The following is a 24,586-nucleotide window of genomic DNA, read 5'->3' as shown; positions in this document are numbered from 1 at the left end:
CAGCGATTCAAGGCGCCAAGGCTTTTCGTATCGAAGCCCGTGGCACCAAGAGCGCGCATTCTAAAGAGCCAGCCAAAAAATGAGCGGCGTGTCCGACCCGGCTGAGACGTCCTCGGCGTTCTCGCACAGCGAAATCCTGTCCATCATCTTCGGCCTGATGCTCGCCATGTTCCTGGCGGCACTGGACCAGACCATCGTCGCGACCGCCCTTCCGACCATCGGCGCCGACCTCGGCGATTTCGTCAACCTCTCCTGGGTGGTCACGGCCTATCTTCTGGCCTCCACCACCGTGACGCCGCTCTACGGCAAGCTCAGCGACATCCATGGGCGCGGCGTGGTGCTGCTGGTGGCCATCGCCCTGTTCTCCATCGGCTCGCTGGCCTGCGCCATGTCGCAGAGCATGCTGATGCTGATCGTCTCCCGCGGTCTCCAGGGGCTCGGCGGCGGTGGGCTGATCTCGTTGGCCCAGACCGTCATCGCCGACGTGGTCTCGCCGCGCGAGCGCGGGCGCTACCAGGGCTATTTCGCCAGCGTGTTCGCGGTGAGCAGCATTGCCGGCCCCGTGGTGGGCGGCGTGTTCGCCCAGCACGTGCACTGGTCGCTCATCTTCTGGATCAACATTCCCCTCGGCCTCGCCGCCTTCCTGGTGATGCGCAAGATGCTGGGCCGCCTGCCGCGCCACGGCCGGCCCCATGAGCTGGATTTCCTGGGCTGCGGGCTGATGGTGGTGTCCTCCACCACGCTGCTCCTCGCCATGACCTCGGGCGGTGTCCATTATCCCTGGACGAGCCCGGAGATCCTGTCGCTGCTGGCGGTGTCGGTGGTGACCGGCATCCTGTTCGTCTGGCGCATGCGGACGGCGTCCGAACCCTTCCTCCCGCTCTCCATCCTCGCGGACCCGGTGGTGGGCAATGCGACGGGCGCCGCCTGTTTCATCTATGGCACCATGATCGCGCTCACCATCATGACGCCGCTCTATTTCGAGACCGCCCGCGGCTTCTCCGCCAGCATGGCGGGCATGGCGCTGATCCCGCAGATGGCCGCCACCGTGGTGGGCGCCGTGGCTGGCGGCCGGGCCATGGCGCTGCTCACGCACTATAAGCGGCCGGCCGTGGCCGGCATGGTGCTGGCGGTGGCGTGCCTGCTGGCGGCGGCGGTCATTCCGGCCGACCTGCCGGTGTGGATCTGGGTCGTGCTGCTCACGGTCGCCAGCGTGGGCATGGGCATGGTGTTCCCCATCTCCACCGTCTGCATCCAGAATGCGGTGCCGCTTCACCTGCTCGGTACGGCGACGGGGGCGGCCAACTTCTTCCGTGCGCTCGGCGGCGCGCTGATGGTGGCGCTGCTGGGGGCCGTGTTCATCGGCGCGCTCGGTGTCAGCGAGACCGGCGATTTCGCGCAGCTCGCCCATGGCGCGGACCAGGGGAAGCTGCATTCCGCCTTCAGCCTGGTGTTCGGGGGAGGGGCGGCGGCGCTCGCCTGCGGGCTCGTCTTCCTCATCGCGATGAAGGAATTGCCGCTGCGCGCGACGGTGCGCGAAGCGGCCGAGGCGATGCCCATAGAGTGAGAGGCCGGCATCAGCCGGCGCTCTTGGCTCCCTTGGCCGCTGTTCCCTTGGCGGTTGCGGCTTTGGCCTTGGTGGCCGTCTTCGCCTTGGGCGCAGCCTTTGCCTTAGCGGGCTTGGCGGCCGTGCCTTCGCCCGCATCGGCCTTCGCCGTCTTCTTGCCGCGCGCGCTGGTCTTGCCCGCAGGCATGGTCGCCGCCTTGGCGTCGATGATGGCGATGGCCTCGGCCAGGGTCAGGGCTTCCGGATCGACGGACTTGGGCAGGGTCGCGTTGACCTTGCCGTGGTTCACGTATGGCCCGAAGCGGCCGGCGCGCACGGTAATGGCGCCACCGCTCGGATGATCGCCCAGCGACCGGCCGGCGGTCGCGCCGCCGCGTCCGCCCTTGGCTTGCTTCTCCGCCAGCAGCACCACGGCCCGGTTGAGGCCGATGGAGAGGATGTCGTCGTCCTTGTCCAGATTGGCGTAGACCTTGCCGTGCTGGATATAGGGGCCGAACCGCCCGATGCCGGCGATGATGGGCGCTCCGTCCTCGGGATGGGTTCCCATGGTGCGCGGCAAGGCGAGCAGGGCCAGGGCCTTCTCCAGGTCCACGTCCGCCGGGGCGAGCCCCTTCGGCAGGCTGGAGCGCTTCGGCTTCTCGCCATTCTCGGCCTCGCCCAACTGGAGATAGGCGCCGAAGCGGCCATCGCGCAGCGTGACTTCGAGCCCGGTCTCCGGGTCCGCGCCGAGCTTGCGCACGCCGTCGCCTTCAGGCGCCGCCTCGCCGGTCAGCGGGCGGGTGTGGCGGCATTCGGGATAGTTGGAGCAGCCGATAAAGGCACCGAATTTGCCCATCTTCAGCGAAAGCCGGCCCGTGCCGCAGGTGGGGCAGACGCGCGGGTCGGTCCCATCCGTGGTGGGCGGGAAGATGTGGGCGGTGAGGATCTCGTCCAGGGCGTCCAGCACCTGCGAGACGCGCAGGTCCTTGGTAGCGTCGATGGCAAGATGGAAGTCCGACCAGAAGTCGCGCAGGACCTGTTTCCAGTCCAACTCGTCCGCCGAGATCTGGTCGAGTTTCTCTTCCAGGTCTGCGGTGAAATCGTATTCCACGTACCTCTTGAAGAAGCTCTGCAGGAAGGCGGTGACGAGCCGTCCCTTGTCCTCGGGCACGAGGCGCTTTTTGTCGAGCTTCACATATTCGCGGTCGCGCAGCACCGCGAGCACGGCGGCATAGGTGGAGGGGCGGCCGATGCCCAGCTCCTCCATGCGCTTCACGAGGGACGCTTCCGAATAGCGCGGCGGCGGCTCGGTGAAGTGCTGGGTGGTGACGATGTCGCGCCTGGAGAGGGCGTCGCCCCGCGCCATAGCGGGCAGGCGGCGGCTCTCCTCATCGTCGTCGTCGTCATCCTTGCCTTCGCGATAGAGGGCGAGGAAGCCGTCGAACTTGATGACGGTGCCGGTGGCGGTCAGTTCCAGCTCGCGGCCGGAGACGGCGGCGCGGATGTCGGCGGTGGTGCGCTCCATCTCCGCCGATTCCATCTGGCTCGCCACCGTGCGGGTCCAGATCAGCTCGTAGAGCTTGGCCTGCTCGGGATCGAGATTGCGCGCCACGGAGCCGGGCGTGCGGGTGGGATCGGTGGGGCGGATGGCCTCGTGGGCCTCCTGCGCATTCTTCGCCTTGGTGGTGTATTTGCGCGGCGCCGAAGGCAGATAGCGGTCGCCGAACTGGTTGCCGATGGCTTGCCGCGTGGCGGCCACCGCTTCCGGCGCCATGTCGACGCCGTCGGTTCGCATATAGGTGATGAGACCCACGGTCTCGCCGCCCACGTCTATGCCTTCATACAGGCGCTGGGCGAGCTGCATGGTGCGGGCGGGGGCGAGGCCGAGCTTGCGGCTCGCCTCCTGCTGGAGCGTCGAGGTGGTGAAGGGCGGCTGCGGATGGCGCCGGACCGGCTTCGCCTCGATATTGCTGACGGTGAAGTTCGCGCTGTTCAGCGCCGCGCGGAAGGCCGCGGCCTCCTCCGCCGTGCCCACCGAGAGGCGGGTGATCTTCTTGCCGTCCGCGCCCGAAAGCCGCGCCTCGAACGGTTCGCCGCGCGGGGTCGCGAGCTGGGCGACGATGGACCAGTATTCGCGGGCGACGAAGGTCTCGATCTCCCGCTCGCGGTCGCAGACGAGGCGCAGCGCCACCGACTGCACGCGGCCCGCCGAGCGGGCGCCCGGCAGCTTGCGCCAGAGCACGGGGGAGAGGGTGAAGCCCACGAGATAATCAAGCGCGCGGCGGGCCAGATAGGCATCCACCAGCGCCACATCGACGGCGCGGGGCGCCTTCATGGCGTCGAGGACGGCCTGCTTGGTGATGGCGTTGAAGACCACCCGCTCGACCTTCTGGTCGCGCAGCGCCTTCTTTTCCTTGAGGATCTCCAGCACGTGCCAGGAAATGGCCTCGCCTTCGCGATCCGGGTCGGTCGCGAGGATCAGGCCATCGGCCTTCTTCACCGCCTGGGCGATCTCGTTCAGACGCTTCTGCGCCTTCGGATCCACCTCCCACAGCATGCGGAAGTCGGCGTCGGGATCCACCGAGCCGTCCTTCGAGGGGAGATCGCGCACATGTCCGTAGGAGGCGATAACCTCATAGTCCGGACCGAGATATTTGTTGATCGTCTTCGCCTTGGCAGGCGATTCGACGATGACGACCTGCATCGTAAGTTGTCTCTTGAGAACGCCGCGGCCCCTGCGGCGGCGGCAACATGGGGTGCGAAGGCTGGCCTGTCAAATCCATGGCGGCAAGCCCGCTAAAGGCATAAGATCAGCCAATTACAACCTATAGTAGCTTGATAAAGCCACGGCAACCCTGAGGATCGTACGGCATTTCAGATCGAGTCAGGGAGCAAAAGCATGTGCGGTGGGTCTGCTCCGGATGCAGAAGCCGACGCGGCGGAATTTGCTGCCTATGTCGCATCGCTGACAGCCGAGCTGTCGAAGCTGGCGCGCGACCACAAGCTTACCACCCTGGCTTATCTTCTGGAAATCACCCGGCTGGAGGCCCGCAGCGTGACGGAGACTGAGGAGGGTGTATCCCGCCGCGGGCGCTGAGTTCAGCGCAGGGCCACCTTGCCGCCGGCCTGCCGCTCCAGCCGTCCCGCCAGATCCAGCTCGAGGAGGACGATCTGCACCTCGGACGCGCTTGAACCCGACAGCCGGACCAACTCATCGAGAGAGGAGGGCACGGGGCCGAGCAATTCCACGATCCGGGCGCGGGCCGTGTCCGAAGGGGGATCGGCCGCATCGCGCGGCGACACGGGGGCCTCCACATCATCGGGGCGAGGGTGGGCGAGGAGCGGCGCAAGCGCCTCGATCACGTCGTCCGCCTCGGTCACGAACCCGGCGCCGGTCTTCAAAAGGCGGTTCGTGCCGCCGGCCCGCGGGTCGAGCGGGGAGCCGGGCACGGCGAACACCTCGCGTCCCTGCTCGGCGGCGAGCCGGGCGGTGATGAGGGAGCCCGAGCGCTCCGCCGCCTCCACCACCACCACGCCCAGCGACATGCCCGAGACGAGGCGGTTGCGCCGGGGGAAGTCGCGGGCGCGCGGCTCCCACAGGAGCGGCATCTCGGAGAGGACCGCGCCCTTCTCGGCCATCTCCTCGATGAGCCCGATATTCTCCGGCGGATAGGGCCGCGCGAGGCCGCCGGCGAACACGCCGATGGTGCCGGCATCGAGGCTCGCCGCATGGGCGGCGGCATCGATGCCCCGGGCGAGGCCCGAGACGATCACATAGCCCGCCGCCGCGAGATCGCGGGCGAGACGGGCCGCCATGGTCCGCCCCGCGGCGGAAGCGTTGCGCGCGCCGACGATGGCGATCTTCGGCGCCGCGAGCAGAGCGGCGGAGCCGCGCACGCAGATGACGGGCGGCGCATCGTCGAGATGCCGCAAAGCGGGCGGGTAGTCGGCGTCGCTGGTGACCACGAACCGGCCGCCCATGCGTGCGAGGGCGGCGCTCTCGTCTTCCGCCTCAGTGCGGCTCGGAATGCGGGGTGGGGTGGAGCCCCCGCCGCGCCGGGCCAGCGCCGGCAGGGCGTCAAGGGCGGCAGTCGCGCCGCCGAACTGGTTGATGAGGGCGCGGAAGGTGCGCGGCCCCACATTTTCCGTGCGGATCAGCCGCAGCCAGTCGAGGCGCTGGGCATCGGTGAGCCGTGCGCCGCGCCGGCTCATCCCTCAGCGTCGCTCTTCGGACTGCCTTTGCTGCCGATACGGCCTTCGGTGCCGCTGATAAGGCGCGCAATGTTCGCGCGATGCTTCAGCCAGAGCAGGACGGCGAGAATGGCCAGCAGCAGGGCTGCCGCAGGCGCGCCGAGCAGGAAGGCGCTCAGCGGTGTCGCCACCGAGGCGACCAAAGCGGCGAGGGAAGAGTAGCGCGTCGCGGCCGCGATCGCGATCCAGGCGATGGCGAAGACGATGGCGGCGGGCCAGAACAAGGCGAGGGTCACACCCAGAAATGTCGCGACACCCTTGCCCCCCTTGAAGCCGAGCCAGACCGGCCAGAGATGACCCGCGAACGCGCCGAGGCCGGCGAGCAGGGCCGCCTCCTCGCCCAGCGCCCAGCGCGCGATGAGCACGGCGACGGTGCCCTTCAGCGCATCGCCCAGCAAGGTGAGGGCCGCAAGGTCCTTCCGCCCGGTGCGCAGCACGTTGGTGGCGCCGATATTGCCGGAGCCGATGGTGCGGATATCGGCCGTGCCGGCGAACCGCGTGATCAGGATGCCGAACGGAATGGAGCCCAGCAGATAGCCGAAGACGGCGGCTGCAAGGGCGAGCGGCACCGAGAGGGACCAGGAAAGGGAGGACATGCGGGCCGCCGTCAGACGTACAAATTAAACGTATTCGTAGACGGTGCGCCCGGCAACGATGGTGCGCAGGACGCGGCCGGTGAGCCGGGCTTCGTCGAACGGCGTGTTGCGCGAGCGAGACTTCAGGTGCGTCGGATCGAGCACCCAGGGCATGTGGAGGTCGAACACCACGATGTCCGCCGGCGCGCCGGGCCGCAGCGTGCCCGCCCTTAGCCCGAGAAGCTCGGCGGGCCGGGTGGAGAGCGCGCGCAGCAGGTTCACGAGGTCAATCTCGTCGGAATGCACCAGCCGCAGCGCGGCCGACAGAAGGGTCTCAAGGCCGATGGCGCCCGGCTCCGCCTCGGCGAAGGGCAGGCGCTTCACTTCCACGTCCTGCGGGTTGTGGTCGGAGACCACCACGTCGATCAGGCCGGACGAAAGCGCGTGCACCAGGGCCTTGCGGTCATCCTCCCCGCGCAAAGGCGGGGAAAGCTTGAAGAAGGTGCGGTACTGGCCGACATCCAGCTCGTTGAAGGAGAGATGGTTGATGCTGGCGGAGGCGGTGACGGGAAGCCCGGCCTGCTTCGCCCGCGCCAGAACCTCCAGCGATTCTTCGCAGGTGAGCGAAGCGGCGTGGTAGCGCCCGCGCGTGCCGGCCACCAGCCGCAGGTCCCGCTCCAGAACGATGGTTTCGGCCGCCTTGGGATTGCCCGGCAGGCCGAGGCGCGAGGCGAAGGCGCCCTCGTTCATGGCGCCACCGGACATGGTGGCGTCCTCGGTGTGGTGAACGATGAGCGCGTCGAAGTCGCGGGCATAAGTGAGCGCGCGCCGGAGCACCTGGGCGCTGGCCAGGGAGCGCGCGCCGTCGGTGAAGGCCACGGCGCCGGCGGCCTGGAGTAGGCCGATCTCGGTCATCTCCTCGCCCCTGAGGCCCTTGGTGAGCGTCGCCATGGGATGGACGCGCACCACCGCCGTGTCGCGCGCCCGGCGCAGGATGAAGTCGACGATGGCCGGATCGTCCACCGGCGGGTCGGTGTCCGGCTGGCAGACGATGGTGGTGACGCCGCCCGCAGCCGCCGCGTGGCTCGCCGAGGCCAGCGTCTCGCGATGCTCGGCGCCCGGCTCGCCCACGAAGGCGCGCATGTCCACGAGGCCGGGGGCGACGATGGCGCCCTTGCAGTCCACCACCTCCGCGCCGTCCGGAACGCCGCCGGCCGCGAGGCCGAACGCCGCGTCGCGGATGATGCCCTCGGAGAGCAGCACGTCGCCGTGGAAATCGGAGCCGCGCGAGGGGTCGACGATGCGGGCGTTCACCAGCATCAAAGGATGGGGTTCGGAGCCGCGGCCGTTCTCACGCATTGGGAAGCTTCCGCGCCAGCACGTCGAGCACCGCCATGCGGACCGCGACGCCCATCTCCACCTGTTCCCGGATCAGCGATTGCGGCCCGTCCGCCACGGCCGAGTCGATTTCCACGCCCCGGTTCATGGGGCCGGGATGCATCACCAGCGCGTCGGGCTTGGCGCGCCGGAGCTTGGCTTCGTCCAGGCCGAAATAATGGAAATATTCCTTCACCGAGGGGATGAAGGAGCCGGCCATGCGCTCGCGCTGGAGGCGCAGCATCATGACGATGTCGGCGCCTTCCAGTCCGCTCTCCATGGAGCGGTGGATCTCGACGCCATATTGCTCGATGCCTGAGGGCAGAAGGCTTGAGGGAGCAACCACCCGCACCCGCGCGCCCAGCGTCGACAGCAGCAGCATGTTGGAGCGGGCGACCCGCGAATGCATGACATCGCCGCAGATGGCGATCGTGAGCCCCTGGATGCGGCCCTTGTTGCGGCGGATGGTCAGCGCGTCCAGCAGCGCCTGGGTCGGGTGCTCGTGGGCGCCGTCGCCGGCATTCACCACGCAGCAATCCACCTTGCGCGCCAGCAGCGCCACGGCGCCGGAGGCATGGTGGCGCACCACCAATATGTCCGGGTGCATGGCGTTCAGCGTCATGGCCGTGTCGATGAGTGTCTCGCCCTTCTTCACGGAGGAGGTGCTCACCGACATGTTCATCACGTCCGCGCCGAGGCGTTTGCCGGCGATCTCGAAGGATGATTGCGTGCGGGTGGACGCCTCGAAGAAGAGGTTGATCTGCGTGCGTCCGCGCAGCGTGGTGCGCTTCTTCTCGATCTGTCGGTTGAGGTCGACGAACTCCTCCGACAGATCCAGAAGTCCGAGGATTTCCTCGGCGGACAGGCCCTCGATGCCGATCAGGTCTCGGCGATGGAGGGTGAAGGGGGAGGGGGCATGCATGGCAAGCTCGACCCTTTAAAGAACAGCACCGTCCCCCGCAAGCGGGGAACTGCGTCTGGGGCTTGGGCGTTTTTCTTAACGATTTCGCCCGAAACCGTGCGGAAGACCAAATGCCGCCATGAAGCGGGCAGTCAGCACGCTATGGCCACGTTTGGTTCATACCGCATTCAGTAGACGGCGAAGAACATAGTTAATGCCGATTGGGCGACATAATTTGGCTTTGTTCAGATGTGACCCAAAAGGCGATGTGTCTTGCACGCCGTGCAAAAGTCTAACACGGTCGGCAAGCTGCTGGAGACTTACATCATGGTGATGCTCACCAAGAAGCTTGCGGCCTTTGGTTTCGTCGCCGCGCTCGGCGTGGCGGCCGCGTCCCCCGCTTTTTCCGCGTCCATCGGCACGGGCGCCCTCCAGGCCGCCCAGACGGCGCCGTCCGGGGTCACGCAGGTGGGTTATTACGGTCCGGGTTGGGGCCGGGGCTGCTGGAATTGCGGCGGCTGGAACAATGGCGCCGCCGTGGGCGCGGGCATTGCCGCCGGCATCATCGGTGGCGCGGCCATCGCCGCAGCCACCGCCCCGCCGCCGGTGGTTTATGCGCCTCCGCCGGCCTATGGACCGCCGCCGGCCTATTACGTGGCGCCTCCGGGCTACGCCGCCCCTCCGGCCTATTACCGCGTGCCCGCCCGTGGCCGCTGCTGGTATGAGACGGACGGCCGCGGATATGGCTATTGGGGCGTCTGCTGAGGCTTTATGACCCCACCGCTGTCGCCACCATGGCGACGAGCGGCAGCGTGACGGCGGAGACCAGGATCTGAATGGTCAGGATCTCCGCCAGCAACGGCGCATCCCCGCCCATCTGCCGGGCCAGCACATAGCCGGACGGCGAGGAGGGAACGGCGGCCAGCAGCGCGATTGCCGTAAGTTCCAGCCCGCGCAGGCCCAGCGCATAGCCGATGGCAAGCGTGCATGCCGGCTTCATCAGCAGATTGAGCACCACTGCGAGCCAGGTCATGAGCTGCGGCCGCGCGAGGTTGCGCAACGTAAGTCCGGCCCCCACCACCAGGAGCCCCACCGCAAGCGACGCGCGCCCCAGCATATCGGTGAATTCCAGCACCACTGCCGGCAGATGGATGCCGGCCGCATTGATCCCCATGCCGAGACCGCAGGACCAGATAAGCGGGTTGCGGGCGAGCTGGCGCAGCACCTCTCCCATTCCCGGAGGCTTCGCGCTGGCATAGCGGGCGAGCACCCATACCACCATCACGTTTACCATGGGGATCAGGCAGACCAGCGCCACGGCCATGACCGCGACACCCTCCGCCCCGAACAGCCCATCGCCTACGGCCAGGGCGATGTAGGAATTCCAGCGCAGCACCCCCTGGCAGAGGGAGGTGAAGGCCGGTCCCGATATGGCGAGCCGCTGGGCCAGCAGGGGGCGGATCGCTAGCAGCGAGAAGAAGAACAAAGTGAGCGTGATGGCATAGGCGCCCACGACGCCAGCGAAGCTCACCTTGGACAGGTCGGCGCGGATGCCCGAGATCAGCAAAAGCGCCGGAAACAGCACGAAATAGGTGAGCTGCTCCATGCCGAACCAATGGCTCGGGTCCCGCAGTAGCGTGCGGTGGAGCGCGTAGCCCAGGGCAATGAGCAGGGCGACCGGAACGAGGGAATCGAAAATGACGGACATGGAAGTCTGAGGCTTCACATAGGGCTTAGTCGGGGCGGGAGTATTTGCTGTCCCGAAATGGGACGCCGATGGGCGGGCGGCGGAACGGGTGGGGATCGAAACGCGCGCGAATCGCGCGTGGCGCCATGTTCATGCCTCGTCCCCCGCCGCCTGCCCGGCGACACGGGTGAGGAAATCCAAGGCCCCTTCCAGGATGAAGGCGGCGGCGTGCTGATCGATCACCGCCGCGCGCTTCGAGCGGCTCATGTCGGCCGAGATCAGCGCGCGCTCCACGGCGGCGGTGGAAAGCCGCTCGTCCCAGAGCGCGATGGGGCGGCCGGAGAGGCGCGCGAAATTGCGGGCGAAGGCGCGGCTCGCCTGGGCGCGCGGGCCTTCGCTCCCATCCATATTGAGCGGCAGGCCCAGCACGAAGGCCACCGCCTTGCGTTCGTTCGCCAGGAAGACGAGCCGCTCCGCATCTGCGGTGAATTTCGTGCGCCGCACCGTCTCGATCACGGTGGCGAGCCTACGGTCCGGGTCGCAACCGGCAACGCCGATGGTCTTGGTGCCGAGGTCGAGGCCCAGCAGCGCCCCGCGTGGCGGCAGATGGGGAACGAGTTCCGCCAGGGTGAGGACCGGGGCAGGCGAGGGGGCCGATGTCATGATCCCTCGCTACCATGTCCGGCCATGCGGGGCGAGCCGTAGCGGAACGCCCCGCAAACTCTAAGCGTTGCGTGGTGCAAGGGCCTTCGGCATGCTCCCGCGCGCCCATCTATCAAGATTATTCAAAGGCACATCCCATGAAGATCACCTGGTTCGGACATGCGGCCTTCCGTCTGGAATTCGCCGACAAGGTGGTGCTGATCGACCCCTTCTTCACCGGCAACCCCGCCTTCAAGGGGGACCGGGAGGACGCCGTGCGCGGCGTCACCCATGTGCTTCTCACCCACGGCCATGGCGACCATATCGGCGACACCGTCGACATCGTGAAGGGTGCCGGACGCGATGTGCCGGTGGTGGCCAACCCTGAAATCTGCGCCTTCCTGGGCGGGCAGGGGCTGACGAGCCTGCAGATGATGAATACCGGCGGCACGATCCCGGTGGACGGCTTCACCGTCACCATGGTGCGCGCGGACCATTCCTCCGGCGGCGGCGAGGCGAACCCCACCTATCTCGGCAATCCCAACGGCCTCATCGTTAAGGCACCCAATGAGCCGGCGGTCTGGCATCTCGGCGACACCGACATCTTCTCGGACATGGCGCTGCTCTCGGAGATCCACAAGCCGAAGGTCGCCTTCGTGCCCATCGGCGACCGCTTCACCATGGGGCCGGAGACGGCGGCGCTGGCCGTACGGCGCTTCCTGAACGTGGAGACGGTGGTGCCCTGCCACTATGCCTCCTTCCCGCCGCTGGTTAAGGACGCTTCCGGCTTCGTGGCGGCGCTCGAAGGGCACCCCACCAAGGTGATCGTGCCGTCCGTCGGAGACGCGTTCGAGGTTTGAGCGGCAAGCCTGCGTCTTCCCGAACCCATGACGACATATCCCGAAGGCGGCCGGCTGCGCCCGGCCGCTGGGGAATTCAATATCTTGGTACCTCCAGATTTTTAGACCGTTCTGTGTTCGAAAAAATCGTCTTAAAGTTTAGCTCCACTTAAGGCGTAGGTTGGGGAGCTGTGCATATGGCCAATGTTACGGTCGCGAATTCCACTTTCCTGGATTTCACCAGCTACAGGTCCACCACCGCGACGACACCCGAAGCGGCCTACGGCATCACACCCGGCGAAATCGAGCACACAGGGTCCGGGATCAACGTGGCGCTGGTGCTCGACCGCGCCACCGACCCGACCGCGCTCCTCAACAGCGATTGGGCGACCCGGCAGAAAATCCTCGCCGACATGAATGCGGACGGGACGCTGTGGTCCACCTACGGCGCGAACGAGACGCACTACAACCAGGTCGTGACCGACCTCACCAACCGGGGCTTCACCCTCCTCGGCGACGCCCAGGGGGTGACGGGCTATGTGAGCTCGGCTGCGTCGCGCACCATCTGGCTTTCCCTCGACAACGCGACCTTCCACGATTTGTTCGGCACCGACCTGCTGCGGACCGGCCCGGCGGATGATGCCGACCTGCTGTTCTGGAACGGCAGCCTCTCGCTTCCCGAGGAGTGGGGGGTCAAGGGCCTGTGGTTCGACTTCAATGCGGCACCTGCCGCATCGGACCTGTCCGGCGGCGCCTCCGTCACGCTGCCACAGGGCCCGCAGAGCCCGGGCAACAATTCCACTGTGCGGCCTGACCAGTTTCCCTTCGAGATCGGCCGGAACTTCTATAATTTCCCCGTCGGCTGGGCGACGCAGGACACGGGCACGGTCGGCCTTCTGGAACCGGGCGTCGGCACCGCCTTGCCCAGCGATGCGACCAAGACCTTCCAGGAGCTTCTGAACGAATATCGCCGCACGGCGGGCATCGACACAGACGGCCACTTCTACGTCCAGAACAGCGCCGGGCAGTATTATGACAACTCGGCCGGGGAGCGCTCGCTGGACGTGGGCGTCGTCACCTCGGCGGCCCCGGGCAGCACCATCGGCCTCTATGTGGGGTCGGGCCAGAACGGCAATTCCTATTTCTCCAGCTTCACGGGCTATCAGCAGGCATTCTGGGACCTGCTGCACAATCCGGGCGTGATCTCCTCCTCCTTCGGCGATCTCCAGATGCCGAACCCGGATTCGCCTTTCTATGAGGCGACCAGCCAGCTCTTCGTGGACGCGATGCTGCGCAACATCTCGGTGTTCTCGGCCAATGGCGACGGCGGCTCGGGCGACCAGGTGGGGAACGGCATCACCAACCAGTACACCACCTATACCAGCCCCTATGGCGTGCTGGTGGGCGGCACGTCGCTGGAAACCCCCGACATGGCGAACCACGACACGACCGTAAGGGAGATCGTGGAGCAGGTGGCGGCGGGCAACCTCGCGACCATCTGGCAGCTCGTCTCGGGGGGCATGGTGGGCCTTCCCACCGACCCCACTTCCGTCGACACGACCTTCATCGAGACGGTGTGGAATTCCTACTATCTGGCCGGCGCCATGCTGAACCCCGGCTATTACGTCAACAATGCGGGCTCCGGCGGCGCGGACCCGACGCAGCCGACGCCCTGGTACCAACTCGCTTACGGGCTGACGCCTTTCACCGCCGATCCCCTCCATGAGCAGGGGCGCGGCACGCCTGATGTCTCGGCCCTGGCTGGCGGCAGCATCGACTACAAGGTGCCGGGTCAGACCATGGCCGGCATCTGGGATGATTACGGCACCAGCGCCGCGACGCCCTTCTGGGCCTCGCTCACCGCGCACCTGAACGCCGAGCTTTCAGCCATCGGCCTGCCGCGGCTCGGCTATGCCAATGACCTGCTCTACATGGCCGCTGTGGCGACCCCGGCGGCGTTCAACGACATTACGCTCGGCAATAATATTTCCAGCTTCGCCGAGGGCGGATCAATCGTGAGCCAGTCCTACGGCAGTCCCCTGCCCATCACGCCCACTGGCTTCGGGGACCATGCAGGGCCGGGCTATGACCTTGCCACCGGCCTCGGCACGCCCAACGCCCTCCTGCTCGCGCGCGGGCTCTCGGCCATCGCCACCGCCCAATACTATTTTGACACGCCCGACGTGCTGACCGACACCTCCGGCGGCTGGACCAGCACCATCGACCAGAGCCTGCTGTTCCAGTCGATGCTCAGCTCGAATGCAACCATCGGTCTCGATCTCGGTGGCCATGACATCAGCTTCGCCGGCGCGGCCGGCGGCGCCTATGCGTGGACCAGCCAGTTCGCACAGCAATCGCTCCAGGCAGATTTCTCCTCCGAGCTGGTGACCATGTATGACCGGTACGCACAGGGTACGGTTGTCGACGCACATGCCGCCGCTGGCGCAGGCCTTTCCGTGGTGATCGGCGGGACAGCCACCGGCACGCCCCAGGCGACGCTCTCATCCGCCGGCGGCTTCGTGGATTTCGTCTCGGACGCCACCGACAGCGCCGTCCAGGTGGCCCGCGCGGTGGCGGTGGCCCAGACCGCGGAGGGCGCGAACGATCAGGACGTCGTGGTGCGCCTGCGCCAGAATGGCATGAACGACATTTCGGTGCTGTTCTATAAGGTGGACGATTATTCCGGCACTGTGAGCGGTCTCCAGCCGGGTCAGGCGGGCTATGACGCGGCGAGCCTCGCACATGCTTATAAGACAACCGCAGGCGGGGACTGGATCCATGGCCCCGGCTATGGCGCCTTCGCCCAGACAGAATTGGCGGATGTGGATGCGGGCGACCTGATCGCCATGCGCATCACCAACGGCACCGACACCTTCTGGGCCTTCTCAGGCGCCAACGAGACGGTGGACGGCCAGCATGTCGGCCACATCTGGAATTACGGCCTCAACACCTGGGGCTGGGAAGACCTCTATGGCGGCGGCGACCACGACTTCAACGACCTCGTCGTGCAGCTCGACTTCACCAGTGCGGCGGGGACGGGCTTCCTGGTGTGAGGCATCATCCCCGGGCTTGACCCGGGGATCTTCGCGGAAGACGGCGGCACGTCATGGCAGGGTCAAGCCCGGCCATGACGTGCCGTCCCGTACACCTCACGCCGAGGGCGGCGGCGCCAGATCGTCGGCGGGGCGATAGATCTCGCCGCCGCCCTCGCGGAACTTGCGGGACATCTCGTCCATGCCCGCTGCCGCACTGGCGATGTCGGCGGCCTCGATCTTCAGCTCCTGGCTGATCTTCATGGAGCAGAATTTCGGCCCGCACATGGAGCAGAAGTGCGCCACCTTCGCGCCTTCGGCCGGCAGGGTCTCGTCGTGGAACTGCTCCGCCGTCTCCGGGTCCAGCGAAAGCGCGAACTGATCGCGCCAGCGGAAGGTGAAGCGGGCGCGGGAGAGCGCATCGTCGCGGATGCGCGCGGCCGGGTGCCCCTTGGCAAGATCCGCTGCGTGGGCGGCGATCTTGTAGGAGATGACGCCCGCCTTCACATCGTCGCGGTTGGGCAGGCCGAGATGCTCCTTCGGCGTCACGTAGCAGAGCATGGCGGTGCCGAACCAGCCGATCATCGCCGCGCCGATGGCGGAGGAGATGTGGTCGTAGCCGGGAGAGATGTCGGTCACCAACGGGCCGAGCGTATAGAACGGTGCCTCGTGGCAGATCTTGAGCTGCTTCTCCACATTCTCGCGGATGAGGTGCATGGGCACGTGGCCGGGGCCCTCGATCATCACCTGGCAATCATACTTCCAGGCGATCTCGGTGAGCTCGCCCAGCGTCTCCAGTTCGGCGAACTGGGCCGCGTCGTTGGCGTCCGCGATGGAGCCGGGGCGGAGGCCGTCGCCCAGGGAGAAGGCGACGTCGTACCAGGAGAAGATCTCGCACAGCTCCTCGAAATGCTCGTAGAGGAAGCTCTCCTTGTGGTGCGCGAGGCACCACTTGGCCATGATGGAGCCGCCGCGCGAGACGATGCCGGTGACGCGGTTGGCGGTGAGCGGCACGTAGGGCAGCCGCACGCCGGCATGGACGGTCATATAGTCCACGCCCTGCTCGGCCTGCTCGATGACCGTGTCCCGGAAAACTTCCCAGGTGAGGTCCTCGGCGACGCCGTTTACCTTCTCCAGCGCCTGATAGATCGGCACCGTGCCGATGGGCACCGGCGCGTTGCGGATGATCCATTCGCGGATGGTGTGGATGTTCTTGCCCGTGGACAGGTCCATCACCGTGTCGCCGCCCCAGCGGGTGGCCCACACCAGCTTGTCCACCTCTTCAGCCACGCCGGAGGTGACGGCGCTGTTGCCGATATTGGCGTTGATCTTCACCAGGAAGTTCCGGCCGATCGCCATGGGCTCGGTTTCGAGGTGGTTGATGTTGTTGGGGATAATGGCGCGGCCGCGCGCCACTTCCTGCCGCACGAATTCGCCCGTGATGTCGGTGGGGATCGCCGCGCCGAGGCCCATGGCCATGTGGTTGGGATGGGCGCCGCCATTGGCGCGCGCAAGGTTTTCGCGCGCGGCCACATACTCCATCTCGGCGGTGATGATGCCGGCGCGGGCATAGGCCATCTGGGTCGGACGCCTGCCGGCCTTGGCCCTCAGGGGCTTGCGGCCGGTGCGGTCGAAGGCGGGCAGGTGGCTGACCTGTCCAGCTTTCAGTCCGTCATCCTCGGGCTTCTGCGCGCGGCCTTCCACCTCTTCCACATCGCCCCGCTCCAGCACCCACTGGCGGCGCAGCTCGGGCAGGCCCTTGGTGAGGTCGATGAGGGCGGTCGGGTCGGTATAGGGGCCGGACGTGTCGTAGACGCGCACGGGCCGCTCATTCTTGTCGGAGAGAATGATCTCGCGCATCGCCACCTGCACGTCGGGGCGGGCGCTGGCAATCTGCACTTTGCGGGAATAGGGCAGGGGCCCCGTGGTGACTTTCAGGGAAGAGGTCGAGGCTTCGTCGAGCATACGGATCTCCTTTAAGCTTGCGCTCCAAATGAGATCCGGGATGAGCTTCAGGAGACGGTGGGCGCCATAGCACGTGCGGAGACCGCAAGGGCTTTAGGCTGTTCCGATCCCTTCGCCGGCATGACCCGGATCAGGTTCGAAGGGTCATCGCGGCGCCGGAGGTCATGACGACCATTCCGGAAGGCGATCTCTCAGCCCCCTCGCAGGGCTCCCCTTGGAATTCCTTCACACTGTGGATTGTGCGCCGGCATGTCAACGTTGCAGTGCAGCATGCGTTGGCGGGGCACCGGGAGGGATGCCGTCGCATGGCTGTAAAGACACACCTCTAGAAAGCGGGGTCCGGAGCCTTTCAGCCGTATAGAAGTCTCAATGCCTTTAATCATCAAACCGCGCACGCTTGGGCTGCTCCACAAGATCGAGCGGCGACGGAACGGCGCGCGATTCGTGGCCTCGGTGATCGCCGCGTTCGATCTTGCTGATTCTTCCAAGCTCGACGGCGAGCAGTCGCTCTGGCTGATGGCGGCCGAGGCGTTGCCGGAGGGCAGCGCTCTCGACACGTGCATGCCCAAGCCGCGCGCCGAGATCCTCATCGCGGGCAAGATCCAGGCGCCGCAGAGCAACGCGGTGCTGCTGGAGGCCCGCATCGCCGGCATGCACAAGCGCCTGGCCGTCTTCGGCGATCGCTGGTGGACGGTGGCGAACGGGCGCTACGTCGCGACCGAACCCCGCCCTCTCGATGAGCTTCTGCTGTCGCCCAAGCGCGCCTTCGGCGGTCCGGGACACCCGGCCAACGCTGCGGGCCTCGGCTTTGGGGCACCGGATCTCCTCGGCAAGGGCGAGCCGGTGCAACTGCCCAATATCGAGAATCCCGACACGCTCATCCATGCCATCGACGACCTGCCGGCACCTGCCGGCTTCGGGCCGCTGGACGTGATGGACCCGCAGCGCCAGCGTCTTGCGGGAACCTATGATGCCGCCTGGGTGCGCGACGTCTACCCGGCGCTTGCCGACGACATCCACCCCGACTTCTTCATGACAGCGCCGGAGGGGCAGCGCCTCCCCACGTATCTGACCGGCGACGAGCCCTACACCCTCCACAATTTCTCGGCCAAGACGCCGGTGATCGAAGGCCGGCTGCCCGGTGTGGTGCCGCGCGCCTTCATCGGCCAGAACGATGGAAAATGGAGCGAGATGACCCTCGCTCTCGATACGGTGTGGCTGGTGGCCGGAGCGCGGCGCGGCATCCTTGTCTGGCACGGTGTCGCGCCGGTGGCGGATATCCAGGGCAAGGACGTCAGCGACGTCATGCTGGCCTATGAGCGGCTCGGCGAGCCCCCCCGTCCCATTGAGCACTATGCCGAGGTGCGCCGCCTGCGCTGCGATCCCGAGACGGCGCTTCGCTACGCTTTCTCCGAGTGGCAGCTCTCCCCCCCGCGTGATCCCGCCGACGAGGCCCGGCGCAAGGCCGCGCGCATGGCGCTGGCGCAACAAAGCGCGGCAAAGCGCGCGGAGATGATGGCTTTCGCCACCACCCGCATGCTGGACGAGGTGGGGCTGCCGGAGGCCCTGCGTCCTCCTCCGCCCGGCTCGGATGAGCCGCCGATCCTTCTGCCTTTTCCAACACCCGAAGAGCTCGCCGAGGGCGATTTCGATCTCGGCGACATGCTCGATATCGTGGAAGAGCAGAAAGCGAAGTCGGACGAGGAGATTCGCCGCGTCACCGAGCTGGGAATGCCGGTGATCGAGGCCATGAAGGCCATGAATGCGCCCGGTGCCGGGACCAAGGAGGTGGATGCACTGCTCGCGTCCATCACCCCGCTTGTCGGCAGCGATCTTGGCAGCGGCCTCGACAAGGCGTTCGCGCAGATCGAAATGCCGCCGCTGGATGAAACAGGCGATGGATCGTCTCCCGCAGACATGGAGGCCGACGCCGAGCGTATCCGCGACTGGCGGGCCCTCCTGGTGGAGGGCTTGAAGGGCGACGATGAGACCTTGCTGGCCGAGGCCAAGGCGCGCTTCCTCCAGCTGCCCGAAAGCAGTCCGTTTGCCGAGGCGCGTGCCGCCATTGCCGAGGTCGCCGGCCGCCCCGCGCCGGACCTTCCCGATTTGGCCGACGGCGCATCGCGGGAACCACCGGCGCCTTCCAACACTCAGGTCTCGGCGCTGCTCGACGATCTGCTGAGCGATCCGGCCGTTTCGCCGGACTTCGTCGCGGAATCCAAGCAGAAGATGGCAGCCGCCAACGCGCAGATCTCGCAGAGTTTGCCCGGCCTTGCCGCGGCGGGCGGCGGGAGCCCCGTGGATGCGCTGCTTGCCGAAATCGGGAAGATGTCGCTGGCGCCTGCAGGCGGCTCGCCCGGCCTTGGGGATGCCAACACCCAGGTGACGACCCAGCTGGAAGAACTCAACCGCCAGCTGGACGAAGCGGAGGTCCGCCTCACGGAGAGCATGGCGACGGTGCGGCTCATGTCGCTAAAGGCGGGCTTTCCGCATATCCCCATGCCGCTGCGCATCAGCAAGCGGTTTGGTGACAGCGTGCTGGAGCATATCCGGGCCGGCCTGTCCCTGGCGGGGCGCGATCTGGCCGGGGTGGATCTCGCGGGAGCCGATTTGTCCGGCCTCGATCTCTCCGGCGCTTACCTTGAACGGGCGAACCTCGCCAATGCCCGGCTCTGCGGGGCGAACCTCACCAAAGCGACGCTGACCGAAGCGCGGCTCGAATATGCCGATTTCTCCGATGCGCAGCTCACGGGTGCGAACCTTTCGAGCGTGAACGGGCGGGGCATGCGCTTGGATGGCACGCAGCTCTCCAACACCATGATCCTCGAAGCAAGCTTTGCCGGTGCGAGCGCGCGGCGCGCCAAGTTCGCCGGGACGCAGTTCATGGATGTCGATTTTTCGGGGGCTGACTTCTCGGAGGCCCGCTTCGAAGGATCGATCATGATGCGGATAACGGCGATCGGAGCCCGCTTCGAGCGGGCGACGCTGCGCGAATGCCAGGTCCTGGAGGCGGATCTGACGGACGCGCATATCGACGGCGCGTTTCTTGATCGCTGCGCCTTCCTGAAGCTTACGGCGCCTGGATTGTCTGCGGTCGGGGCGGATGTGCGCGGTTCCTCGTTCCTTGGGGGCGCGAAGCTTGCCGGTGCGGACTTCTCAGAGGGATTTGTCAGCGACGCGGGCTTCTTCGGCGCCGATCTGACGGGAGCGAGATTCCGGCGGGCCATCTGCGACCGCAGCATGTTCAGCGAAGGGCAGATGGAGGGTGCGGATTTCCACCTCGCATCCCTTCGGCGCTCCATCCTCGATTCAGCGAACCTCGCCAATGCGGACTTCATCGGCGCGCAGCTCATGGAGGCGCAGCTGCACCGCGCCATCCTCAAACGTGCCCGGTTCCAGGGCGCGAACCTCTTCGGAGCGGATCTGACCGATGCGGACCTCATGGCTGCGGACCTGACAGGCGCCCATCTCGCGAGATCGCCGCTCGACTTGGAGACGGTCCATGCATGAGATGGTTTCCGCCGCCGCCGCGGACGCGGCCCGCGAGGATCTGCTCGCTCACGCGCGGTGCGGCCTGCCTTATCGGGGCGGGGATTTTGCGCTGACCGACTGGAGCGGCACCGAAGGCTTGTGCTCCGCCAACATCATGGAGACGTCCTTCAAGGGCGCGCGGTTCGACGGCGCTGTCCTGCGCTCCGCGCAGTTCCTGCAGTGCGATCTTTCGGCCGCCGTGTTTCGCTCCGCGACCCTGGATGGGACCACTTTCGTGGATTGCGACCTGACCGGAGCGAGCTTCGAGGGCGCCGTGCTGAAGACGGCCAGTTTCGTCGGATGCAAGATGCCCAGGGCGCGGTTCACCGGCGCCGAGATGAACGTGGTGAACATCCTGACCAGCGATCTCTCCGACGCCCGCTTCACGAGCGCCAGGATTGACGGGACGGTTCTGATGAAATGCTTGGTGGCCCGGATCGATCTGTCCGGCGTGACCGCACGGCGGTTCATCGTGACCGATGCGGACCTGCGCGAATCCAACATCGAGGGTCTCGCCTGCGACGTCTCGCTGTTTGTCGATGCGGACCTCTCGGGCCGGGACCTGACGACAACCACTTTGTCCCGCTGCAACCTCATGGGCGGAAACCTCGCCGAGGCCAATCTCGCCGGGATGGATCTCTCCGGCAGCTTCTTCATGCAGTGCACGGCCCCCGGCGCGAACTTCACCGGCGTGACGGCGCCCAGTGCCTTCTTCTCCAAATCCGACCTCACCGGCGCGCAATTCGCTGATGCCCGGCTGACGAACACCAATTTCCAGGACGCGCGCCTCGGGGGCGCGGACTTCTCTGGCGCCAATCTCGAAATGGCGGTGATGACGGGCGCCCAGGCGCCCGGCGCCCGCTTTACCAATGCCAACATGGCGTATGCCCAGCTGGCGCAGATGCGGCTCGATGGTGCGGATGCTTCGGGCGTGCGTTTCCTGCAAACGGATGTTCATCGCGCGTCCACCCAGGGCATGTTGCAGCTGGGGACGTCGGGAAACGTGCTAGGGACGGACCCGGTCAAGGCGGTGGCGGAACTTTATGTGCCGCAGAACGTGCCTCGGTTTGAGGGGGAGGGGTGAGATGTTCGTGATGTCGCAAGGGCCGCTGCCGGCCATGGATTTTGGGTTTCCCGATGTCTGCAAGACCCCAGTGGGTCCTGTGGTGGTGCCCATTCCCTATCCGAACATCGCCATGGCCCCGACCGCCGTGCCGTCGCAGACCAAGGTGCTGGTGATGTGCATGCCGGCGCACAACATGATGACGATGACGCCCCTCTCCATGGGCGACAATGCCGGCGTGCTCATGGGCATGGTATCCCAGACCGATGCGCTGACCTCCGCGCCCGCCTTTGGCTCCACCAACTTGATCGTCGGCGTTGCCCCTGCCACCAAATTGACCACGCCGACCAAGCAGAACGGGATTTGCCCGAACGCGCCGGGGGTCAAAATTGCGCCCTCTGAAGTGATAATGATGTCAATGCGCTGACCCTGGAACTCTCGTCAGGAATAAAGCCATGTCCGTGTCTCTTGAGCTCCAGCTCACAATCAATGACGATAGCCTTTCGGTCCCCATCACTGCGCTGGAATGCGAAGCGTATTACATGGATGAGGGTGTCTCCATGCCCTTCAGGCTGGAGGCGTTTTTCATTAGCGCGGAAGATTATACATCCGACAAGCTGGTGGGAAAGTCAGGTTATTTCCGGGTGTGCCAGAACAACCTGGGCCGGACCATCGGCGGTGTTGTTGTTGAGTTCCGGGTCCTGAACAAGGTTGATAGCAACTACGCTTATGCCGTTGTACTGGGGCCGCGTCTCGCACTGCTGGATCGCACCCGCCAGAACGAGGTTTTCGCGACCGACAGCGCTTACGACGTCAAGACCGTTATCCAGAAAACTCTTGATGGAACCATTTCCTCAGGCGCGACGGTGACTGACCGCGGCGTCACCGTGGACTTCACCATTCACGATTCCATCCAGGCGGGTACGTTTCCAAGAACGAATATCACAAAGTACAATGAAAGCGACTTCCAGTTCTTTTCACGTACGTGCGAGCATTTCGGAATTTTCTATATTTTCAAATGCAATGTCTGCACCGACAGCTCGGGAAAACAGAATGCGACAGATACCGTCCTTGTCGCCTCTGACAATTCGGCTTTCCCGTTAAGCAGCCCGGCCACCTGGACGTTCAAGCCCGCGACAACCACGGTCGGTGTCCCGTCCGGCGCCACCGGCAGCGAGACGTCGGTCACTTCGCTTGAGAACATCGCGCGGCCGACGCTCCAGCAGTTCAACCTGCGCGATTTCAGTGAAAGCGCGCCCTTCACGGACCTGCTGGTTCGCAGCCCCACGGAAACGGGCATCGGCGCCATCGTCGAGTACGGCGACAATTATTCAACCACCGATGACGGCGACAAGCTGGTTGCCATCCGCGCTCAGGAAGAGGCGTGGCAGAGTTCCGTATTCGAATGCGAAAGTACGATGGCCTCTCTGTGTGCGGGCCGGACTTTCACGCTCACGTCCCACACCATAAGCTCTTACAACACGGAATACATCATCCTGACGGCGCGGCACGAGGCGGGCAAGCGGGGGCCGCTTGGATACAGCGCCAACTATCCGACGATGCCGTACCGCAACAGCTTTACCGCGATTAAGAAAACCCAGACCTTCCGGCCGAAGCGCGTGACGCCCCGGCCGGTCATGTCCGGCGTATTCAATGCGTTCGTGCAGGCTGCTGGCACCTCCACCACCAATGCCGACGGCACGACCACGAACAATCCGCCCAAGCGCGCGGTGATGGATTCTTCCGGCCGCTATCGCGTCGGGCTTGTCTATAACGAGGCGGCGAACAAAAGCTCGCCCGGACAGGGCAGCGCGCCGGTGCGCCAGGCGCAGCCCTATGCCGGCTCGATGACCGAAAGCGTCGTCAGCGGCATGCATTTTCCGCTCGTGAACAATACCGAGGTTCTGGTCGGTTACGTAAACGGCGACCCCGACCGGCCTATCATTCTCGGCGCGGCGTTCAACAGCGTGAACACCGATCCGGTCAGCAGCAGCAGCCCGACCGTGAATCGGCTCCGCACCACCGGCGGCTTGCTGATGGAGTTGAACGACGGCACGCCGAGCACGCAGACGTCGAGCCCGCCTCCGCCGACCCCGCGTTACATCCGGCTTGATGTGCCAAAGCAGGTCACCGATGCGCCGCCGCCCGCGACGGCAACGTCTGATGCACCGGCGGGCTCGTATCTGCGCCTCGGGACTGCGCCCACGGATGCGTCGAACAATCCGTCCGATAGCAGCGCTGGATCTGGGCTGACATATACGACGTCCACCGTCGCGCAGACCGATCAGGGCAATAAGAATGAAGATGACCCCTACGGTGAAAAAGCGTCATCCTCCAAGACGGCAAAGACGCAATCGAAGGTAACGGCGACGACCGTGACGCCAAGTCACGACGGCATATTGCTGTTCTCGGAATCCAATCTGGATATCTACGTCAAGCAGGCCGGCCTCATGCGATTTGGCGCCGGCCATACGACGAAAACCGAAACCGGAGATTCCACGCATACCGTCGATAATGGTCAATATAAATTAACCGCGCTGAACGGTCTGACGATAACTGGAGGCAACTCCTCCAGTCCGGCAGACATCATGATCCATGCCTACAATACCGTGACCACAAAGTCGGAAGGCGATACCTACGACTGGATCTACGGGCAAACGACGAAATACACGCAAGGCACATCCAAAACGTACTTCTACGGTTTTGAGTTTACCTGGAAGATGTCGCTTTCGCAGACCGTCCAGTTGTCGGGCGTAAACACCCTGACGCTGGGCCTCGCCTCCACGATCACCATAGGATCGAAGGCGGACTTCATCATGGGTATCAAGGTGGACTTCGTGTTCGGCCCGACGCTGAAGGTGGCCGGCGGTCCCGACCTGAAGATGAAGACGGTGGAAACGAAGCTGAAGGCGGCCTGCACCTATATCTCTGCCGGAGCCGAGGCCAACGTCGCCACGATCAGCAATCTGGTGTCCGCCATCCGGGCGGGCGGCTTCGCGATGGCCTCTGAGAATATCGCGGCTTCGGTGCAAAATCATGCAGTGCAGGCAAATGCGGGGAGCATGTCGACCACGATGCGCATCCTCAGCCTCTTTGCCTGAGCAGCGTGGCGATGAGGGTCTGGTCGCCGTCCCGATGGACACGGCCGGCCCTCTTCGCGGCATCGAACCGTGACCC

General features: G+C 65.9%; 17 protein-coding genes and 1 riboswitch. Of the genes, 9 read left to right on the top strand and 8 right to left on the bottom strand.

Annotation, left to right across the window (positions count from 1 at the left end; genetic code table 11):
* Positions 1 to 79 precede the first annotated feature (79 nt).
* The gene (locus ABLE91_RS14760; RefSeq protein ID WP_348931768.1) at positions 80 to 1,567 is read left to right on the top strand and encodes an MDR family MFS transporter; all 1,488 of its coding nucleotides are present in this window, start codon (positions 80 to 82) and stop codon (positions 1,565 to 1,567) included.
* Positions 1,568 to 1,577: 10 nt separating this feature from the next.
* Here the strand turns inward: ABLE91_RS14760 and topA are convergent, their stop codons facing one another.
* Positions 1,578 to 4,250 (bottom strand): type I DNA topoisomerase, encoded by a 2,673-nt coding sequence (gene topA, locus ABLE91_RS14755; RefSeq protein WP_348931766.1) that lies wholly within the window; start codon positions 4,248 to 4,250, stop codon positions 1,578 to 1,580.
* Positions 4,251 to 4,445: 195 nt separating this feature from the next.
* Between topA and ABLE91_RS14750 the strand changes: the two genes are divergently transcribed.
* On the top strand, positions 4,446 to 4,643 hold the full coding sequence (locus ABLE91_RS14750) for a hypothetical protein (RefSeq protein WP_348931765.1): 198 nt from the start codon (positions 4,446 to 4,448) through the stop codon (positions 4,641 to 4,643).
* Between the two features lie 2 nt (positions 4,644 to 4,645).
* Here the strand turns inward: ABLE91_RS14750 and dprA are convergent, their stop codons facing one another.
* Genes dprA through ABLE91_RS14730 form a run of 4 tightly spaced genes read right to left on the bottom strand, consistent with a single transcriptional unit; the run spans position 4,646 to position 8,671 of the window.
* The gene (gene dprA / locus ABLE91_RS14745; protein WP_348931763.1) at positions 4,646 to 5,758 is read right to left on the bottom strand and encodes a DNA-processing protein DprA; all 1,113 of its coding nucleotides are present in this window, start codon (positions 5,756 to 5,758) and stop codon (positions 4,646 to 4,648) included.
* A complete protein-coding gene (plsY, locus tag ABLE91_RS14740; protein WP_348931761.1) occupies positions 5,755 to 6,393 on the bottom strand; it encodes a glycerol-3-phosphate 1-O-acyltransferase PlsY in 639 nt (212 codons plus the stop codon). The genes dprA and plsY overlap by 4 nt, the downstream gene beginning before the upstream one ends.
* Before the next feature lie 24 nt (positions 6,394 to 6,417).
* Complete coding sequence (locus ABLE91_RS14735) at positions 6,418 to 7,731, bottom strand: dihydroorotase (protein ID WP_348931759.1); 1,314 nt, start codon at positions 7,729 to 7,731, stop codon at positions 6,418 to 6,420.
* The gene (locus ABLE91_RS14730; RefSeq protein ID WP_348931758.1) at positions 7,724 to 8,671 is read right to left on the bottom strand and encodes an aspartate carbamoyltransferase catalytic subunit; all 948 of its coding nucleotides are present in this window, start codon (positions 8,669 to 8,671) and stop codon (positions 7,724 to 7,726) included. Before ABLE91_RS14730 ends, ABLE91_RS14735 begins: the two co-directional genes overlap by 8 nt.
* Before the next feature lie 261 nt (positions 8,672 to 8,932).
* On the opposite strand from ABLE91_RS14730, the gene ABLE91_RS14725 reads away from it, so the two are divergent.
* Positions 8,933 to 9,415, top strand: coding sequence for a hypothetical protein (locus ABLE91_RS14725; protein ID WP_348931756.1), 483 nt, complete (start codon positions 8,933 to 8,935; stop codon positions 9,413 to 9,415).
* Positions 9,416 to 9,419: 4 nt separating this feature from the next.
* Here the strand turns inward: ABLE91_RS14725 and ABLE91_RS14720 are convergent, their stop codons facing one another.
* Both ABLE91_RS14720 and ruvX read right to left on the bottom strand, forming a co-directional pair.
* Positions 9,420 to 10,358, bottom strand: a complete 939-nt coding sequence (locus ABLE91_RS14720; RefSeq protein WP_348931754.1) for an AEC family transporter — start codon at positions 10,356 to 10,358, stop codon at positions 9,420 to 9,422.
* A gap of 129 nt (positions 10,359 to 10,487) precedes the next feature.
* On the bottom strand, positions 10,488 to 11,000 hold the full coding sequence (gene ruvX / locus ABLE91_RS14715) for a Holliday junction resolvase RuvX (RefSeq protein WP_348931752.1): 513 nt from the start codon (positions 10,998 to 11,000) through the stop codon (positions 10,488 to 10,490).
* A 137-nt stretch (positions 11,001 to 11,137) separates the two neighbouring features.
* Here ruvX and ABLE91_RS14710 point away from each other — a divergent pair, with 137 nt between their 5' ends.
* Entirely contained in the window at positions 11,138 to 11,839 is a 702-nt protein-coding gene (locus ABLE91_RS14710) for a metal-dependent hydrolase (RefSeq protein ID WP_348931751.1), read from the top strand.
* A gap of 176 nt (positions 11,840 to 12,015) precedes the next feature.
* Positions 12,016 to 14,871, top strand: a complete 2,856-nt coding sequence (locus ABLE91_RS14705) for a DUF4114 domain-containing protein (protein WP_348931749.1) — start codon at positions 12,016 to 12,018, stop codon at positions 14,869 to 14,871.
* A 96-nt stretch (positions 14,872 to 14,967) separates the two neighbouring features.
* Here the strand turns inward: ABLE91_RS14705 and thiC are convergent, their stop codons facing one another.
* A complete protein-coding gene (thiC, locus tag ABLE91_RS14700; protein WP_348931747.1) occupies positions 14,968 to 16,815 on the bottom strand; it encodes a phosphomethylpyrimidine synthase ThiC in 1,848 nt (615 codons plus the stop codon).
* Between the two features lie 89 nt (positions 16,816 to 16,904).
* A riboswitch (TPP riboswitch) is annotated at positions 16,905 to 17,040 on the bottom strand.
* A gap of 144 nt (positions 17,041 to 17,184) precedes the next feature.
* Between thiC and ABLE91_RS14695 the strand changes: the two genes are divergently transcribed.
* Genes ABLE91_RS14695 through ABLE91_RS14680 form a run of 4 tightly spaced genes read left to right on the top strand, consistent with a single transcriptional unit; the run spans position 17,185 to position 24,510 of the window.
* On the top strand, positions 17,185 to 20,325 hold the full coding sequence (locus ABLE91_RS14695) for a DUF2169 family type VI secretion system accessory protein (RefSeq protein ID WP_348931745.1): 3,141 nt from the start codon (positions 17,185 to 17,187) through the stop codon (positions 20,323 to 20,325).
* The gene (locus tag ABLE91_RS14690) at positions 20,318 to 21,430 is read left to right on the top strand and encodes a pentapeptide repeat-containing protein (protein WP_348931744.1); all 1,113 of its coding nucleotides are present in this window, start codon (positions 20,318 to 20,320) and stop codon (positions 21,428 to 21,430) included. Before ABLE91_RS14695 ends, ABLE91_RS14690 begins: the two co-directional genes overlap by 8 nt.
* Position 21,431: 1 nt before the next feature.
* On the top strand, positions 21,432 to 21,836 hold the full coding sequence (locus ABLE91_RS14685; RefSeq protein ID WP_348931742.1) for a DUF4150 domain-containing protein: 405 nt from the start codon (positions 21,432 to 21,434) through the stop codon (positions 21,834 to 21,836).
* A gap of 28 nt (positions 21,837 to 21,864) precedes the next feature.
* The gene (locus ABLE91_RS14680) at positions 21,865 to 24,510 is read left to right on the top strand and encodes a type VI secretion system Vgr family protein (protein WP_348931741.1); all 2,646 of its coding nucleotides are present in this window, start codon (positions 21,865 to 21,867) and stop codon (positions 24,508 to 24,510) included.
* Positions 24,511 to 24,586: the final 76 nt, after the last annotated feature.

This window comes from Aquabacter albus, assembly GCF_040049275.1.
Taxonomy (GTDB): domain Bacteria; phylum Pseudomonadota; class Alphaproteobacteria; order Rhizobiales; family Xanthobacteraceae; genus Aquabacter.
This window is presented reverse-complemented; position numbering and strand designations above follow the sequence as displayed.

Coding starts and splice junctions, on each gene's coding strand:
- ABLE91_RS14730 (WP_348931758.1), bottom strand. CDS start 8,671: ATGCATGCCCCCTCCCCCTTCACCCTCCATCGCCGAGACCTGATCGGC.
- ABLE91_RS14695 (WP_348931745.1), top strand. CDS start 17,185: ATGCCTTTAATCATCAAACCGCGCACGCTTGGGCTGCTCCACAAGATC.
- plsY (WP_348931761.1), bottom strand. CDS start 6,393: ATGTCCTCCCTTTCCTGGTCCCTCTCGGTGCCGCTCGCCCTTGCAGCC.
- ABLE91_RS14710 (WP_348931751.1), top strand. CDS start 11,138: ATGAAGATCACCTGGTTCGGACATGCGGCCTTCCGTCTGGAATTCGCC.
- dprA (WP_348931763.1), bottom strand. CDS start 5,758: ATGAGCCGGCGCGGCGCACGGCTCACCGATGCCCAGCGCCTCGACTGG.
- topA (WP_348931766.1), bottom strand. CDS start 4,250: ATGCAGGTCGTCATCGTCGAATCGCCTGCCAAGGCGAAGACGATCAAC.
- ABLE91_RS14680 (WP_348931741.1), top strand. CDS start 21,865: ATGTCCGTGTCTCTTGAGCTCCAGCTCACAATCAATGACGATAGCCTT.
- ruvX (WP_348931752.1), bottom strand. CDS start 11,000: ATGACATCGGCCCCCTCGCCTGCCCCGGTCCTCACCCTGGCGGAACTC.
- ABLE91_RS14690 (WP_348931744.1), top strand. CDS start 20,318: ATGCATGAGATGGTTTCCGCCGCCGCCGCGGACGCGGCCCGCGAGGAT.
- ABLE91_RS14760 (WP_348931768.1), top strand. CDS start 80: ATGAGCGGCGTGTCCGACCCGGCTGAGACGTCCTCGGCGTTCTCGCAC.
- ABLE91_RS14735 (WP_348931759.1), bottom strand. CDS start 7,731: ATGCGTGAGAACGGCCGCGGCTCCGAACCCCATCCTTTGATGCTGGTG.
- ABLE91_RS14685 (WP_348931742.1), top strand. CDS start 21,432: ATGTTCGTGATGTCGCAAGGGCCGCTGCCGGCCATGGATTTTGGGTTT.
- ABLE91_RS14750 (WP_348931765.1), top strand. CDS start 4,446: ATGTGCGGTGGGTCTGCTCCGGATGCAGAAGCCGACGCGGCGGAATTT.
- ABLE91_RS14705 (WP_348931749.1), top strand. CDS start 12,016: ATGGCCAATGTTACGGTCGCGAATTCCACTTTCCTGGATTTCACCAGC.
- thiC (WP_348931747.1), bottom strand. CDS start 16,815: ATGCTCGACGAAGCCTCGACCTCTTCCCTGAAAGTCACCACGGGGCCC.
- ABLE91_RS14720 (WP_348931754.1), bottom strand. CDS start 10,358: ATGTCCGTCATTTTCGATTCCCTCGTTCCGGTCGCCCTGCTCATTGCC.